Genomic DNA, 15,266 nt, shown 5'->3' on the forward strand with positions numbered 1-15,266 from the left:
GATTCTCCCGTTTCTAACAATACGGTTCCACATAGGTCTTCATCAGATGTTCCTGTTCCTCCGGATCCATTGTGGCTTTACTGATAACCGCAACCTGTGCCGCGCGCCTGACATCTTTAATTGCCTGAAAGGTACGCACCCAGTTTTCCAGTTCCCGATAGCCGCACACACCATCCTGAAGATCTTCTTCCTTCAAATAAGCATGAATTTTTTGAATGGCCGAAACCATAAAGTTTAAGCCTTTCTCATCCCCATATCCGGTACGTGCAATAACCCGCCGCTTCATTTCCTCTTCTGTGAGATTTTGCTTGGGCTGGATCAGGCTCATACGGGATAAGACCGACTGGTTAAAATTTCCGCAGCCCACATAATCCAGGTTTGTAGTCATAATCACAATGGTATCTTTATTTCTCTTTATTTTTTCCCCATTAATCAGATCTGTCACCGCTCCATCATCAAAAAGAGAGTTCAGTCTTGTAAGCGTCCCTGGTTTTTCAATCATGGACGGCTCCTGAATTTCCAAAACGGAAGGAAGACGGCACGCTTTTATGATTTCCGATTCCCGCAACAAAAAATCCTTCTCTGCCCTTGCACTTTCATATCCTTTTTCATACGCAAGGCGCAAAAGTTTTTCAAATGCAGCTTCTTCTGAAATGCCCTCTTCATAGTTTCCGCTAAGTACACAAAGTGCGGAAGCTGGATCCATCTGAAGGTCGTAAAAGACTGGAAGCACTGGAAGCGTTTTGTTTTTCGTTCCCATGTTTGGAACCGTACTTGCAAGAAGCTCCAGCTCATCTGTACCAGGTCCACAGGTAAATACATAATAGGGAAGACCTAATATCTGTGCGATCATCCTGGCATCTGTGGTTTTTCCAGTTCCAGCTTCCCCCGTCATCATAAAAAGTCTTGCCGGGGTATGAACGACCATTTCCAGGATTTCTTCCACCTCCTGGCTCACAATGTAATCCTCTGGAAGCGTGGGGATCCTCTCTTTTTCACTATGCCGGCAGTTAAAATGTCCTGCATATTCCTTTTTTAACTCCGAAATAGCAGCACCTTTCTTCCTTCCTTTTACTCCCAGCACCTTAAAAGTACCAATTATACAGGCATTTGGCGCATAAATTCCGGAGTTCAGGTCAAAGGGGTGAAAACTATCCTTCAGTTTTCCTTCCGCAAACTGGTTCCGGTCAAAAGAAATGGCATCCTCCGTTGTGGCAGTCATCCGCAGATACAGGTTATCACAACAGCGAAAGGACATTTTGAGTGCCTGCCCCGCCAGTCCTGCTTTTACAGCACGTTTCAGTTCATCAAAGCAGGTATGAAACTCATCGTCGTAATACTGGCTTTCGGGAACTATACTTGCATAGACAAGCATTGCAAGATACTCCTCCCCGGTAGATTTTCCCTTTAAAACACCAGGCATCTTTGTTGTTTCTCCTGCGGGATCATTTTTCTTTCTAATTCCACAGAATCTTCCGTTTTGATAATTATACGTCATGACACAAAGTTCCTGCTCCACCGGGTATTCCAGGCAAAAATAACGAACAGACTTTTCTGCCAGCTGAATTCCGGCAGCACCTTCTTCTTTTTCTTTCATTCCAAAAAGCTTAAAAATAGCAGCCAAAGTAGGCGGATGAAGCTTGGCAGATTTTCCATTTGTCCGCGTATTATATCTGGAGCAGTCTTCCGCTTCATAGCTGATTCTTTTTTTCTTTGCAAACTTTAAATATGCCTCAATTTTTTCCGGCAATGACAATTGATAGGTCCACGGTTCATAAAAACAGATTTCTGGCATTTTGATTCCTCCATATGGAAAAGCAGGGTATGAGCATTTTGCGTCTCATATCCTGCTGATCTTTGTTTGTTATGCTGATTTCTTTTCCTGTTCCAGGTAGGCTTTGTAAATCTTTTTGATCCGGTAACCAAACATGGTATTTCGTTTGCTCACCGTATCGTTATTGATTGCGATTACCATTGCCTTTTTACTTCCTACTATTTTCACCCCACGCCTTGCTCTTGTGACTGCGGTATAGAAAAGATTTTTCCGCAGCATCCGATAAAAACAGGTGAGCATCGGCAGGATCACTACTGGATATTCCGAGCCCTGTGCCTTATGGACGGTGATACAGTAAGCCAGATTTAACGGCCATATATCCCCTTCGGTATATTCCATGATTTTTCCATCCCCAAAATCTACACGCATCCTGCTTTTCCCGTCTGCTTTATAGATATTTAGGACTTCTCCCACGTCACCGTTTGCCACATCTTCCTCATTTTTCAGCTGCATAACGAGATCTCTCTCCCGATATGTAGTCGATCCATTCTTAATTTCCGGATAACCGTACCGCTTCGGATTCACGATATCCCGAAGGACAGGATTTAATGCATCTGCACCTACCTTCGTATCCTTTCGAAGCGGGGAGAGCACCTGAACCCCTTCTACCCGGTTTTCGTTTTTTTGAAGTTCTTCCCGGTAGAGCTTCTGGATAATTTCAGCTGCTTCTTCATCATCTTTTGCCGGATAAAACTGGAACGTATCATCAAAAAACAGATTGGTTTTCCTTTCGTTTATCTTATCCGCATTCTGAATAATCGTGGATTTTCCTTCCTGACGGAAGCTCTCTGTTAGTATTGTAACTGGGATCACACCGGACTCGATCATCTCTTTAAATACATTTCCCGGTCCCACTGATTCCAGCTGGTCTTTATCGCCTAAGAATACCAGGCGGGTTCCAATAGGCACCCGAGACAAAAACTTATCCATAAGTGGCATGTCGATCATACTGCACTCATCCACAATGATAAGAGATGCCTCCAGCATACTCTCTTCGTCCCATTCTTCCTCACCCGCTTCTCCTTTTAACCCAATTGCTTTATGAATCGTCAGAGCGGGATAAGCAGTACAATCACTCATCCTTCGTCTGGCACGACCAGTTGGAGCACATAACAGTATCTCCGCGTTCTTATGAAGAATTTTCTCTACCTCAATGATAAAGCTGATATCTGTCGTCTTTCCACGTCCAGGTCCTCCGGTAATGATGGTAACCGGATATTGAAATGCTCTTAAAATTCCTTCTTTTTGCCTGACATTTAGTAGAATCTTCTCTTTTTTCTGAATGCTGCTTATAATGGAGTCCACCTGATAACTTTGTGTCCCACCTCGCAGGATCAGTTTAACCAGAGATGCAGCGGCTCCAAGTTCTGCACGAAAACTATTCTTTAAATAAAATCCGCCATCACTACACACCAGGGTCCCATCCTTACGGATCATTTCATTTCCGGCATCCCGGATGGCTCTTTCTGGCACCAGTCCGGTTTCCTTTTTATGATTTAAAAGCAGGGCTGTCCGCTTTAAGATTTCCTCACAAGTCAGGTATAGATGGCCTTCGCCTTCTGCTTCCGACATAATATGAAGAATCGCTGCTTTGATCCGCATAGGCTCATCTGGCTTAAAATTCTTTGCTTTTACCGCAATCGGATCCACCGTTAGAAATCCAAACCCAGGAATCTCGCACAAACGAAATGGCGTGTTCTGAATGATGAGTGGGGCTGCATTTCCAAAGTGTTCCTGGATCTGCGCCACCTTCCTTGGTGTCACCCCAAAGGGAGATAAGGTCACCATTAACTGCCGCAAAGTCTCGCTGCCACGGTATCCTTCCAGAATCTCTGAGAGCTTTTTTCGGGTAATGCCTTTGATTTCCAGTAACTTCTCAGGATTTTTTTCAAGAACTTCAAACGTATTTTCCTGGTAACGGTCTACAATCCGCTCGGCAAGCACTGGCCCGATTCCCTTAATAATGTCAGAGGCCAGGTATGCCTTGATTCCTTCTGTGCTCGTGGGTAATACAATCTGAAAAGAAGAAACCTTATACTGCATTCCAAATTTTCCGTCTTTCCAGGTTCCGTTCAGTTCTACTTCAAGGCCATCCTCAGTCGGAAGCTCATTTCCAATTGCCATAAACATGCCATATCTGCCATTTTTCTGGCTGCTTACTTCCTTGGGAAGGGTTTCTTCCGTCACATAGGAGGCAACGGTGTATCCATTTCCTGCATTGTAATAGATACACCGGACTGCTTTACATTTCATTTTGGTCCATCACCTCCGGAAACACCTCTTTTTCTTCCCTGTTTTCTTCCTTGCTTTCTCCTCTGTTTTACCGATTCTGACCGCGTTTCATCCGGACTCTTTTGAACGCCACCGGGCGCTTCAGCATGACCGCGTACTTTACCGGGAGCTGGTTTCTTGGTTTCAGGGTGGCTGCGTTTTTGTTCATCATTCTCATTCGGATTCTCCTTTTTTTCATTCAGATATTTGTAACAATAGATACCTGCTGCAATTGGAAGGCCCAGTGTCAGACTCTGTACAATCACTGCTAAAAACAGCGGCCATAAAAAGGGTGACAAAAGCATTCCTATAATTCCAGTTATCAGGCAGGCTTTTTGGTGTGCCTGGCACCATTTTTTTACTCGTTCCATTTTTTTCTCCTTTGTTATCAGCAAAAATCTCCCATCTCTTCATTTCCCATATTCATAAATTTCTCATCTACGTTGTAGCGGTTTTGTGAATTCTGGCGTGAAGACTGGGCTCTTTGTGGTTTACTTCCTGTACGGTTTGTTTTCCCCTGGTTCGTGTTTTTGTAGTATGGCGAATTTTGATAGGAATTTCCTGGATTCTGGCTGGATCGTCCATTGGAATTTGATCCACTATTTCGTGAGGGCTGTGAGGAATTCCGATTGGTACGTCCGTTCTGGCTCACATTTTCACTTTCGTCCTTACTGTCTACAAACTCAATGTCGTTTACAAGCAGTCTCATACCATATACTTTTTCGCCACTATTACCTGTATAGTTATCATTATGCATCTCGCCCTCTAAAGCGATTTTTTTGCCCTTATAAAAATACTTTGCTACAAACTCAGCTCTTTCCCCAAATGTGACACAGCTAAAGTAATCAGCATTCGGAGCTCCTTCCTGCTTGAAATTTCGCTCAACCGCAATCCGAAAATACGCGACTGTCTTTTTTCCCGCTGAAGACATCACCTTTGGATCCGTTGCCATCCGTCCGATAAATATAGACTTATTCATGTGCACACTCCTTGTTGTTTTTGATTCGATAACAAAAAACATTCAGAATGAATCCCAAATGTCCGTTATCATTTTCCTTCTTTTACCAGTTCTTCCGATCTCCTTTCTTTTGGATTTTTTATTTTTCCTCCTTTCAAGATGTTGATTCGTATTTGTTTTTTTGCAATAAAAAAAGGCCACTTAGAACGTTTCATTCTAAATGACCTAATTTCTCACAAAAGGCAGGAACCATGTTCCTCATATTTTTCTTTCGGGCTTCTCCGAAACCAAATTTTTTTACCTGTTTTACAGGCACAAATACAAATCTCAAAATCATAATAACACAAGATATAGTATGCGTCAACAATTCATTTTCTGTATTTTGTGTTATAATTCATTTTCTGTATTTTGTGTTATAAACAATATGTTTTTCATTTTTACCACAAGAGTCAAATTCTTGCCCAAAGTTCGGTTGGTGTAAATGCCATAACTTTACTTTTGGTAAAATCTTTCAAATTTCTTGTAATGATATAATCTGCATGAACAGATTCCACCGTTGCACTCTGCACTGCATCTTCAAACAATTTTGCTGTCATCATAGCAAAGCTCCTTTTCTATGTTTAGTACATATCGCGATATATATCATAGTCAAGAAGATATTCTGCTATATATCTTATCGTCTCCAGAACAGTAGCTATTCACCATTTATACCTGATTCAATCCCAAGATTGTATTGCTATTGTACTGACATTTGTGTATAATAACTATAGATATCTTATTTCTCTTGAAAGGAGCGGATCTATATGGCTGCAAAATCAGCAAATTTATATGCACGAATCGAACCAGATGTAAAAGAAAAAGCAGAAAACATTTTGTCTACGCTTGGAATTCCAGCTTCCAGTGCTATTAATATGTTTTATAAACAGATTATTTTACAGAGGGGACTTCCATTTGAAGTGAAATTACCATCTTCAAGACCAGTTGACATTCATACATTATCTGAAACAGAATTCAATGAAGAATTGGAGAAAGGATATTCGGATATGCAAGCTGGACGGGCTAAAAATGCGAAAAAAGCCTTTGCAGATATCCGCAATGATTATGGCATATGATCTATGAGGTTGAATTATCTGAACAGGCTGACAACGATTTAAGAGGGATTTTTGAATATATTGCATTTGAATTGCAATCCCCTGAAAATGCAAGCGGACAGCTTGATCGTCTTGAAGAACAGATTTTAAGTCTGGATATTATGCCAGAACGGTATCGAAAATATGAAAATGAACCATGGAAAAGTCGTGGACTTCGTGTATTACCTGTAGATAATTATGTGATATTTTATATTCCTGATTCCAATAAGAAAGTCGTAACAATTCTTAGAGTAATGTACGCTGGACGTGATATTGAAAATCAGTTAAAATTTCACACAAAGCAATCAGAGACCATAACTTCCTTTTCTGCAAATATGGAAACGCCATAATAACTCGAATTAAGTTTCACTTTCTAAACAATGCCATCTTTGATAATTTTGCTATCAAAGATGGCATTTTAACTTCCTGCAATTAAAAGACTTCTATACTTATATCCTCACCATTTGTCTCTGACTCTTCACCTTTCTCTGGCAGTTCACAAAAAAGCACTAGCCGTTTTGAAGAATCAGAGCCGCAGGTGGATAACAAAAGTGTCCTGGTCTCCACCTGTTCTCCCAGCCAGAAGGTATCACTATCCGCTTTTACATAGCCACATTTTATGACGGTATAGGTTAAGGCTTCCCCATCTGGTAAATACAGATATACCTTATTATGCTCCTGTAAATACGATTCACTTTCATATTTATGCAGCCCCTGAAACATGCTGCCATCTTTCATATTATGCCCGTATAGAATAGTTTTACGGTTGGTAAAATCCGGACTATTATCTTTATCCAGAAAAATACTTCCTGCCACATGTTCCGTCTTTTTAAAGGTATGCTTCAGATAATATTCATTGTCAGTTCCCTGCACAACCGGATAATCAATCCTGGTGTCCGTGATCCGTATCCAGGCAATGATCTCTGGATTTATTTTCTTTAGAGCTTCAAAATCCACGGTAACCGTTTCTTCCTGGTTTTCCTCTGGTGTTTCTCCATCTTTCCTTTCTTTTGGTTCTTCCACGGCAACGTATTCCCGCAGGTTGTCATATTCCTCTTCTCCATCCCGGTACATAAGATAAGTTCCGATTCCCATACAGATACCAAAGCCAAGCAGCAAAAGGCACACCGCTACAATCCCCATTTCTTTTACCTGCTTCATAACTTCCTCCATTTCCAATGTTTTTGCAAGAAAAAAGGACCGCCACAAACGTGACAGTCCAGTTTTCTTATTCCTCGTGATTTTTCTTTTTGGTGTACCAGAAGATTCCGGCTATTCCTCCAACGGATAAAACAAGAAGAAGGATTGGCAGCCAGATATTGGTATCATCCCCAGTTTTCGGGGATTTTACATAGTCACCAGTCGGGATCCGCTCATTGGTAAGCTCTTTTGTGATCTCGATCTCTTTTGTCTTATCATCCTGGTAGGTAAATACAATGGATTCCTCTTTTTCGCTTCTCACATAGCCATCCGGCGCTTTGGTTTCAACCAGGATATACTCGATTTCTTTTTTCATCTTTCCATCTTTATAAGAAGCGATTGGAATATCTCCGCTTGTAGCAACGCCCTCTTCATCTGTGACAAGGGTTGCCACAACTTTTCCAGATTTCTTGATCCGAAGTTCAAACTCTGCTCCAGCAAGAGGGGAGCCATCTTCTGCATCGGTTTTCTTAAGAACCAGTTTTCCAACTGGGCGGGCATCTTTCATTTCCACCTTCTGGATTTCTCCAGTATCTTTGACCTCAAAAGATACCTCTTCTGCAACCAGGTAACCATCTGGTGCCTGTTCTTCCCGAAGGGTATAGGTTCCAACTGGAAGCTTCTCCACCATATGCGGATCTTTTTTTGATACCCAGCTTTCCACCACTTTTCCATCTTTGTCCAGGATGGTTAATTTTGCGCCAGGTACTTCCTTGGAATCTGTCACGTCCGTTTTACTAATTTCTACTTTTGTCACATCATCCAGCATCTGGTGTTTTTGAACCTCGGCCGTATCTTCCACCTTAAATTCAATACTTTCTGCGGTGGTGTAGCCATCTGCCGGTTTGGTTTCTACCATGGTGTAGGTTTCGCCTACCAGCAGGCCACGGATCAGATGTGGCTCATCGGTAGAAATCCATTCTTCTACTACAGTTCCATTGGAATCTAAAACCTGCAAGGACGCGCCTGGAAGTTCTTTTCCATCTGTTAAATCCGCCTTGGAAAGCTCCACAGAAGTCTGCACATCCTCAAAAGTAAATTCATAGACTGCCTGGGTGGTTTTATCTCCCTGGTACTCAAAGGTAAACTCCTGTGTTTCGGTTCCACGCACATACCCGTTTGGTGCATAGATTTCCTTGAGGTAATACTTTGCACTGATTGGAAGGTCTGCCATAAAGTGGATCCAGCCGCTTTCATCTGTGGTCTTCAGTTCAATGATGGTATCCTTCTCAATCAGGACTTTGCCGCTTGCCGATACAATATCTTCCGCTGCAAACAGTCCAAAAATGGCTCCGGAAAGAACCTTGTCACTGTCCTTTTCTTTTTTCAGAACATTTACCTGCACCTTCTGGCGTCGGTTCTGCCAGTCTGCACTATAGGTTACCACCGGGGTGTCCTGGTCACGGTAGGTAAGGTCTACATATCTTGGCTCATCATCCAATACATATCCATAGGAGGTTTCTTTTTCGATAATGTAATATTTACCAAGAGGCAGATTGTCAAGCTCTGCGATACCTGTTCCATCCGTTGTGATGGTACCCACCAGCTGATCTTTTGTATAGTAATTTTCACTGACACCATCCGCTGCTTTAATATCCTCAGCCGCGTACACGTTAAAGGAAACATCCATCAGACTTCCAGTTACATAACTAAAGAAATGTTCCACCACACCTTTTGCATTGTCAAGCAAAGTTACATCATCTAAAAACTCACCTTTTTTATTTACCAGAAGGCGGGCAATCGGCACATCATCTTCCATCTTTACCTTCTGTACCTCAGCGGTATCGGAAATCTGAAAGCTGATATCAGTGGTGCGTAAATAGCCGTATGGTGCGATCTGTTCCCTGAGAGTATAGATTTCTCCAACCTTTAAGCCTTTGATTACATGCGGCTTGTCTTTTACAGATGTCCAGAAATCTACCACTTCGCCTTTTTTATTTAGGATAATTAAGGAAGCTCCGTCCAGTTCCACGCCGGTCGTTACATCTGCCTTTGTGATTTCCACGGTGGTTGGCTGGTTTTTCTTGGTGGCTTTTAATTTGATTACTTTTACATCCTGTCCCTGGTAGCTGGCATCAAATTCCAGGATTTCATCCGAGGAAACATAGCCATCCGGTGCCTGAAGCTCTTTCACATAATACTTGCCAAGCGGCAGGTCCAGGGTAATCTGTGCCAGTCCATTTTTGTCACTCTTTACCTTCTGAAGCAGGGTATCTGCCTTTACAATTACCTTATCGCCGGAATAAATGTCATTATTGTTATAAATTCCAAACTCGGCACCTTCCAGCTTTTTACCAGTTTCGGCATCCTCTTTCACCACTTTAAGTTCTACCTTCTGGCGCTTATTGGAAAATTCCACGGTTTCTTCCACAACTGGAGTGTTCTGATCTTTATACAGGAAGGTAAGCTCCTGGCTGTCCGAGTTAATGACAAACCCGGTTGGTGCTTTGGTTTCCACAACACGGTAGGTACCAAGGGGCAGATCATTTAGAATGGCCTCTCCTTTTTCATCTGTGGTAACCTTCTGGATCAGCGTATCTTTTGGGTAAATGACAGTGCGGTTGCCCGCTTCATCCACCTGGTGATCCGGGGTATAAATATCCTCTGCGGCATAAACCGCAAACTCAGCACCAGAAAGGGAAGTTTCCTCGTAGATAAAATCTTTTTTGAAAGATTTTAAGGTTTCCCCAGATTTATGGATGATGAGCTTTCCTTTTGCCGGATGGTTCTCATAGACAACCGTGATGATCGCATCCCCAGTTGTGGAATCCATCTGGTAAGCAGTGTTGCTGTCTACTTTAATCTCAACGAAATTGGTATTCTGGGTATAGCCGTCCGGGGCAGTCACTTCTTCAATGCGGTAGTTGCCACATTTTAAGGCACTTGGCAGAATCAGATAACCATTTTCATCCGTAAAATAAGATTTATGGGTAACGGTACTTGGATAAGTTGTGGTCTGCTCCACGTATTTTCCTTCATCCAGGTTGTAAATCTTAAACTCGGTGTTTGCAACCAGGACCGGCTTCTTGGTTTCATCATCCTGTTTAATGATTTTTAGTTTTGCAGAAAATTCTCCGTCTAAAAGGACCCGCCAAACCTGTGGCTCTGACTTATTTTCGCTGATTATAACCGTAAAATCAGCAACCGGTTTAAAATTATGCGGTGTTGTGGTTTCCCTTACCACATAAGTTCCATATGGAAGGGGGATTGTGCAGGCATAGCCTTTTTCGTCTGTAAAGATCTCGGTCTTTCCATCTTCTGTCAGTACTACAGGAACGGCATTTGCAAAATCATAGGAACCATCCTCTTTTGTACTTAAGCTGCTTACGAGATAAGCGGAAAATCCGGCGCCTTTTAACAGATCGGCATCTGTTTTTCCGTTATTTGCAGCCTTAATCAGCTGGAACGGCTGTTTTTTCACATTCTCGGCAACTGTAATGGTACAATCGATTTCTTTCAACTGGTCACCTTCATAACCGCCTTCCACATCATGCTCTTCTTCATCCAGGACATAACCTGCAGGCGGAGTAATCTCTTTTACATAGTATTTTCCAGGATAGAGACCGGATACACTTGCATTTCCAGCTTTGTCGGTGGTAAGTGTAGCAACCTGGGCGTCTTTTGGATAAAGGACACCGCTGCTGCCATCCGGGTAACCAATTGCTTCCCTTGCATATAGGCCATAAACAGCACCTTCTAAAGTTGCATCTCCCTGTGCGTTCTTTCCCGTCTCACTGTCTTCCTTTGTAAGATGGATATTCACACGGACGCGCTCATCTGTAAAAGTATGTGTAAATTCTACTTTTTTCTCTTTATCCCCTGCATAATTAAATGCAAAGGAATAAACATCAGAAGTATTTAACACGTACATCTGGGGTGCCTGAAGTTCTTTGATATAGTAGGAATTGTTAACCGGAAGGTCTGCGGTATAACCTGCTTTTCCATCCGTACCAGTAGCTACCTTTTCAATCAGGGTGTCTTTTCTGACGATCACATTCCCGTCTGCAGATACAATATCATTCCCTGCATACATTCCAAAAACAGCACCTGTAAGCGGCTGTCTGGTTTCCCCATCCTGTTTTACCAAAGATACGGAGGCTTTTTGTCTGTCGTTGGTAAAGGTAACCGTGCTAAAAGAAACTTCTTCATTTTCACCGGCAGCTGATAAGGTTACGGTTTGGGATTCGCCTGTGCAGACCAGCTTATCCGGTGCCTGTGTCTCGGTTACCACGTAGGTTCCTATGTTTAAGTTATCAAGGGTTGCACTTCCGTCTTCACCGGTTGTCAGACCTTCTTTTACAAGGGCACCATTCTGATAAATAGTAGATCCATCTGCAGCCACAATGTCCTCTCCTGCATAGACATTATATACCGCACCTTTTTGCCTTCTTGTTTCATAACGGAAGGTTACCTTTTCATCCGTTACATCTGCCCCTGTTAATACCTCACCCTCTTTGTAAACGGTAAGGGAAGCCTTTTTCTCATCGTCAAACAGCTCCTGTGTAACTTTGCTTCCCATCACAAGTGACACGCCGTGGGCGGTAGCATCCACAAGGTAGCCAGAGGGACCTGTGATCTCTTTTAAGTAAACCACATCCTGGGTTTTGTCAATTGTCACAGAAGAAACGCCATTTGCATCCGTTGGCGGCATTTCTGTAATCAGGTTCTGGCATGCCTCGTCGCTATAGACACCATAGACCGCACCTGCTAACAGGGCATTGGAGCCCCTATCTTTTTTGATAATCTCGATAGTAGCCTGCTGAAGCCAGGTGACGGAAAAATCTATGAATTTTTCATCGTCGACGCCCTCACCAAATACCAGGGCAAGGTTCTGGGTATCGGTACCGGTCGTTACTTTATACGCCGAAAAGTCTTTCGTAATGTAACCTTTCATCGTAGACTTCCAGGCTCCCGCTACCTTTGCCGCCTGGTCAAGCGGTGCGGATAAGTAAAAAGTAGTTCCACCATATAATTTTATACTGACTCCGGCAGCACTTGCTTCTCCTGTATCCACGTTATGGAAAACCACGCCAGATGGAAGCTTCATGGTAATGTTCTGTAAGGAATCCGCTTTAAACTTGATTTCTTCGGTACGCTGCTCATTTCCATCTATATAAGCAGTTACGTTGTCATTGGAAAACTCCATGGCAACATCCGGGATATCCGGCTGTGCCATGCAGTATTCATAAAGTTCCATGGCAAGAGCCTGTCCGGTAGAGTTTGCCCCGGAAAAAGCATCGTCACCTCCGCTTGCATAAGACACGGCCAAATGAGTGATAACAAACTGTTTCCCTGCAGAAAAATCCGGATGTTCCTGTTTGAAAAAGCCATTTACACCAGAAGCTTTGGTTCCGTAGTAGCACACTTTTGCAAGCTTTTTGCCATCCCCAAGTTTGGTGATCTTATACACACCATCCCCAGGGCTGTTTTTCGAGGGCTGAATACAATAAGCGGTTGCACTGACATTGTCAAATTTGACCGTATATTTATAGGTCAGATAACTGCCAAGCCCATAATCACTGTAGTAATAGCAGGTTCCCCTTGTCACATCCACATCGGTTCTGGTGCTGGCATAGGTAGCAATAAAAGAAACCGTTTCGCCCTCTTCCAGGCTTAAAAAATCAATTTCCTGTTCCTCTGCCTGCTCCAACACTTCGCCAAGCGTCAAGCCGGTCTCCGGATCCACAGTGTTCTCTTCCTCAGCGCGTTCCAGTTCAGAGTCAAACTCTTCCTCTGGCAGAATCTCGGAACCAAAACCATCATCCTCTTGAATAACTGTCTCTGTTGTGTTCTCCGGTTTCTCTTCTGTATCCACTTCTGTATCCACTTCCGTTTCTATAGACACATCTGCTTCTTCACCTTCTACTGGTATCTCTGCCAGATCTGCATCCTTTTTTTCCTCTTCTGCCGGAACTTCCACAGCAACTGCTGGCTGTTCCGGCAAAGGGTCAGGATCTTCGCTGTCCCCAGACTCCTCAGAACCGGAATTTCCAGCAGCCTGGGTTTCTGGTTCTTTTTCAGTTACGGTAATGGTTCTTGCAACCAGATAAGAATCACCTTCTTTGGGTGTGATCCGGTAAACACATTTATAGATCCCCGGTCTTCCAGAATCAAATGTGGTTCCGTCCTCCATGGCAGCCTTTTTCAGTTCTGCCCTGTCACCATCTTTTAAGCCTAACCCTGTAAAATCCTTCTCTACTTCAAAGTCGGTTCCCTGTTCAATTGTGATGGCAAAAGCCGGATCCGTAACGGTTTCTGTAATCAGTTCCTCTTCTGTTTTTTCTACGACCGCAGGTTCCTGCATAGCTTCCTGTGCCACTTCTGCCTCCGCTTCAGCGGATACTGTAAAAACACCTGTCTGAAGGAAGCTGCTGCAGCACAGCATAACCGCCATTGCACCTGCAAGCCACCTTTTTCCCTTAAATTTACCCAATGTTTTTCTCCTCTCCTAGATAATGGTCTGTCCCTGGTTTTTACCAGGCATGGTCTGTCCCTGATTTCCATCTTTTTCTCCTTTCTACTGGCCTGTTTAGCCAGATAAAAAGAGACCTGAATACAGATTTCAGATCCCCTTTTATTTGACTAAATCAATAAAAACTCTCTTTTTCTTCTGGTGGCTTGCTGTAAATCCAGTCATCCACGCCCTTGTAATTGCCGAGCCACAAACCGTCTGTATCCGTGTCCCAGCTGATTCTCTGGCAGTTTAACCCAAGCTTTTCGCACATGTCGTACAGTTTAAGGCATCCTTTCCGGATGGTATCACGCTTTCTCCTTTTTTGTGGGCACTCCTGCTTTCTCAACAACCGTTCTGGTGTCCCACATACGATGCACTTTTCCATACAGTCACAACGGCAGGTAAGATCCATCATTTTGTCCATATCCATACATTCGTACACGGTCTGTAACCCCCTGCTTTTTAAATCTGCAAGCACAGGCAACAGACTTTTATAGTTTCCAACCCCTGGGATTCCAATATAAGGATATCCGCTTCTTAGGCTGGCAAGCTCTGCCTTTAAAATTCCTTCTGTTACATGGATGCTCCTTTGTACCGGGCTTATATAGCCGGACACCCCGGCCGGGCTGCCACTTGAAGTCCCTCCATCAAACCCACTGCTTGTAAACCAGATATATTTTCTTTTGTTCACCGGATGGTCAACCCGGATCTGAAAGCCCTTTATTTTATGATTCAGGGAATACACAGGGCACAGGTAGCCTCTGTTTCCCTCATAAAACGAAGCTTCCCACATGCCGTCCCGATTCCGAAAAAAACCTGGGATTCCGTCCAGCCTAAATCCTTTTTCCAATAGTTTTTTCGCAATAGTCCCTGCCTTTTTGGGTTCAATGCTTTTATAGCCCTTTCGTTCCAGTTCCTTTATTTCCGGATCTGTCACACCACGTCTTTTCAAGTCCTGTTTATGCAGGGTGTGAAGCTGCAAAAGGGAAAGCATCTGACGGTACACAAGGTCCACGTATTCTGGGGATCTTTTAACCTCGTCCGTTTTGGCCTTGTAACGGCAAGTTATCTTTTTATAGGTACTTCCTGTCACCTGACCGCCATTTTCCAAGCGGTTTATGATTTCCTGATAAGCTGTTTTGCACCGGTCTTCTCCATAAAGCCCCATAATGTCTGCATACAGGGTAAGCATATTTCCGCCCTGCCCGCAGTGGAAACAATGGAAAACGTTTTTGATTTCCCCATTTTTGCTAATGCAAAAGCTGCATTTTCCTCTGGTATCGCCACAATAGGGGCATTCCACCGGAAACTCCTGATCTGATCCTCCTTCAAGGCACCGTATGGACAGTAACCACGCCACTTCTTTTATGGTAAATGGATGTTCGTACATAATCCCTCCTAAAAAATGTGGCTCCGTTC

At 43.3% G+C, this 15,266-nt stretch carries 10 protein-coding genes; 2 read left to right on the top strand and 8 right to left on the bottom strand.

The window, feature by feature from the left end; all coding sequences use genetic code 11:
- Window positions 1-13 precede the first annotated feature (13 nt).
- The 5 genes from I4V84_RS07590 to I4V84_RS07610 form a co-directional block, all read right to left on the bottom strand.
- A complete protein-coding gene (locus tag I4V84_RS07590; RefSeq protein ID WP_195991519.1) occupies window positions 14-1,795 on the bottom strand; it encodes a hypothetical protein in 1,782 nt (593 codons plus the stop codon).
- 69 nt (window positions 1,796-1,864) lie between these two features.
- Window positions 1,865-4,087: an ATP-dependent RecD-like DNA helicase gene (locus I4V84_RS07595; protein WP_177968738.1), complete on the bottom strand. Its 2,223-nt coding sequence runs from the start codon at window positions 4,085-4,087 to the stop codon at window positions 1,865-1,867.
- Complete coding sequence (locus I4V84_RS07600) at window positions 4,084-4,476, bottom strand: hypothetical protein (protein ID WP_177968737.1); 393 nt, start codon at window positions 4,474-4,476, stop codon at window positions 4,084-4,086. Before I4V84_RS07600 ends, I4V84_RS07595 begins: the two co-directional genes overlap by 4 nt.
- A 17-nt stretch (window positions 4,477-4,493) precedes the next feature.
- Window positions 4,494-5,084 carry a single-stranded DNA-binding protein gene (locus I4V84_RS07605; RefSeq protein ID WP_195991520.1) on the bottom strand — a complete coding sequence of 197 codons (591 nt, stop codon included), beginning with the start codon at window positions 5,082-5,084 and terminating at the stop codon, window positions 4,494-4,496.
- 428 nt (window positions 5,085-5,512) lie between these two features.
- Window positions 5,513-5,662: a hypothetical protein gene (locus I4V84_RS07610; protein ID WP_226855071.1), complete on the bottom strand. Its 150-nt coding sequence runs from the start codon at window positions 5,660-5,662 to the stop codon at window positions 5,513-5,515.
- A 204-nt stretch (window positions 5,663-5,866) separates the two neighbouring features.
- On the opposite strand from I4V84_RS07610, the gene I4V84_RS07615 reads away from it, so the two are divergent.
- Together I4V84_RS07615 and I4V84_RS07620 are read left to right on the top strand one after the other, a co-directional pair.
- Window positions 5,867-6,175 (top strand): type II toxin-antitoxin system RelB/DinJ family antitoxin, encoded by a 309-nt coding sequence (locus I4V84_RS07615; protein ID WP_118580603.1) that lies wholly within the window; start codon window positions 5,867-5,869, stop codon window positions 6,173-6,175.
- Window positions 6,172-6,543, top strand: a complete 372-nt coding sequence (locus tag I4V84_RS07620; RefSeq protein WP_118580600.1) for a type II toxin-antitoxin system RelE/ParE family toxin — start codon at window positions 6,172-6,174, stop codon at window positions 6,541-6,543. The genes I4V84_RS07615 and I4V84_RS07620 overlap by 4 nt, the downstream gene beginning before the upstream one ends.
- An 82-nt stretch (window positions 6,544-6,625) precedes the next feature.
- Here the strand turns inward: I4V84_RS07620 and srtB are convergent, their stop codons facing one another.
- The 3 genes from srtB to I4V84_RS07635 all read right to left on the bottom strand — a co-directional run bounded on the left by srtB (window position 6,626) and on the right by I4V84_RS07635 (window position 15,237).
- Window positions 6,626-7,354: a class B sortase gene (srtB, locus tag I4V84_RS07625; protein WP_195991521.1), complete on the bottom strand. Its 729-nt coding sequence runs from the start codon at window positions 7,352-7,354 to the stop codon at window positions 6,626-6,628.
- A 67-nt stretch (window positions 7,355-7,421) separates the two neighbouring features.
- Window positions 7,422-13,826 (bottom strand): SpaA isopeptide-forming pilin-related protein, encoded by a 6,405-nt coding sequence (locus I4V84_RS07630; RefSeq protein ID WP_334286032.1) that lies wholly within the window; start codon window positions 13,824-13,826, stop codon window positions 7,422-7,424.
- 154 nt (window positions 13,827-13,980) lie between these two features.
- A complete protein-coding gene (locus I4V84_RS07635; RefSeq protein ID WP_118580594.1) occupies window positions 13,981-15,237 on the bottom strand; it encodes a hypothetical protein in 1,257 nt (418 codons plus the stop codon).
- Window positions 15,238-15,266 lie beyond the last annotated feature (29 nt).

This window comes from Ruminococcus sp. 1001713B170207_170306_F1, assembly GCF_015668065.1.
In the GTDB taxonomy this organism is placed as follows: Bacteria; Bacillota; Clostridia; order Lachnospirales; family Lachnospiraceae; genus Blautia_A; species Blautia_A faecis.

What these genes read in the sequence shown, in the direction of transcription:
- srtB (WP_195991521.1), bottom strand. Translation starts at nt 7,354, where the DNA reads ATGAAGCAGGTAAAAGAAATGGGGATTGTAGCGGTGTGCCTTTTGCTG.
- I4V84_RS07595 (WP_177968738.1), bottom strand. Translation starts at nt 4,087, where the DNA reads ATGAAATGTAAAGCAGTCCGGTGTATCTATTACAATGCAGGAAATGGA.
- I4V84_RS07605 (WP_195991520.1), bottom strand. Translation starts at nt 5,084, where the DNA reads ATGAATAAGTCTATATTTATCGGACGGATGGCAACGGATCCAAAGGTG.
- I4V84_RS07615 (WP_118580603.1), top strand. Translation starts at nt 5,867, where the DNA reads ATGGCTGCAAAATCAGCAAATTTATATGCACGAATCGAACCAGATGTA.
- I4V84_RS07600 (WP_177968737.1), bottom strand. Translation starts at nt 4,476, where the DNA reads ATGGAACGAGTAAAAAAATGGTGCCAGGCACACCAAAAAGCCTGCCTG.
- I4V84_RS07620 (WP_118580600.1), top strand. Translation starts at nt 6,172, where the DNA reads ATGATCTATGAGGTTGAATTATCTGAACAGGCTGACAACGATTTAAGA.
- I4V84_RS07590 (WP_195991519.1), bottom strand. Translation starts at nt 1,795, where the DNA reads ATGCCAGAAATCTGTTTTTATGAACCGTGGACCTATCAATTGTCATTG.
- I4V84_RS07635 (WP_118580594.1), bottom strand. Translation starts at nt 15,237, where the DNA reads ATGTACGAACATCCATTTACCATAAAAGAAGTGGCGTGGTTACTGTCC.
- I4V84_RS07610 (WP_226855071.1), bottom strand. Translation starts at nt 5,662, where the DNA reads ATGATGACAGCAAAATTGTTTGAAGATGCAGTGCAGAGTGCAACGGTG.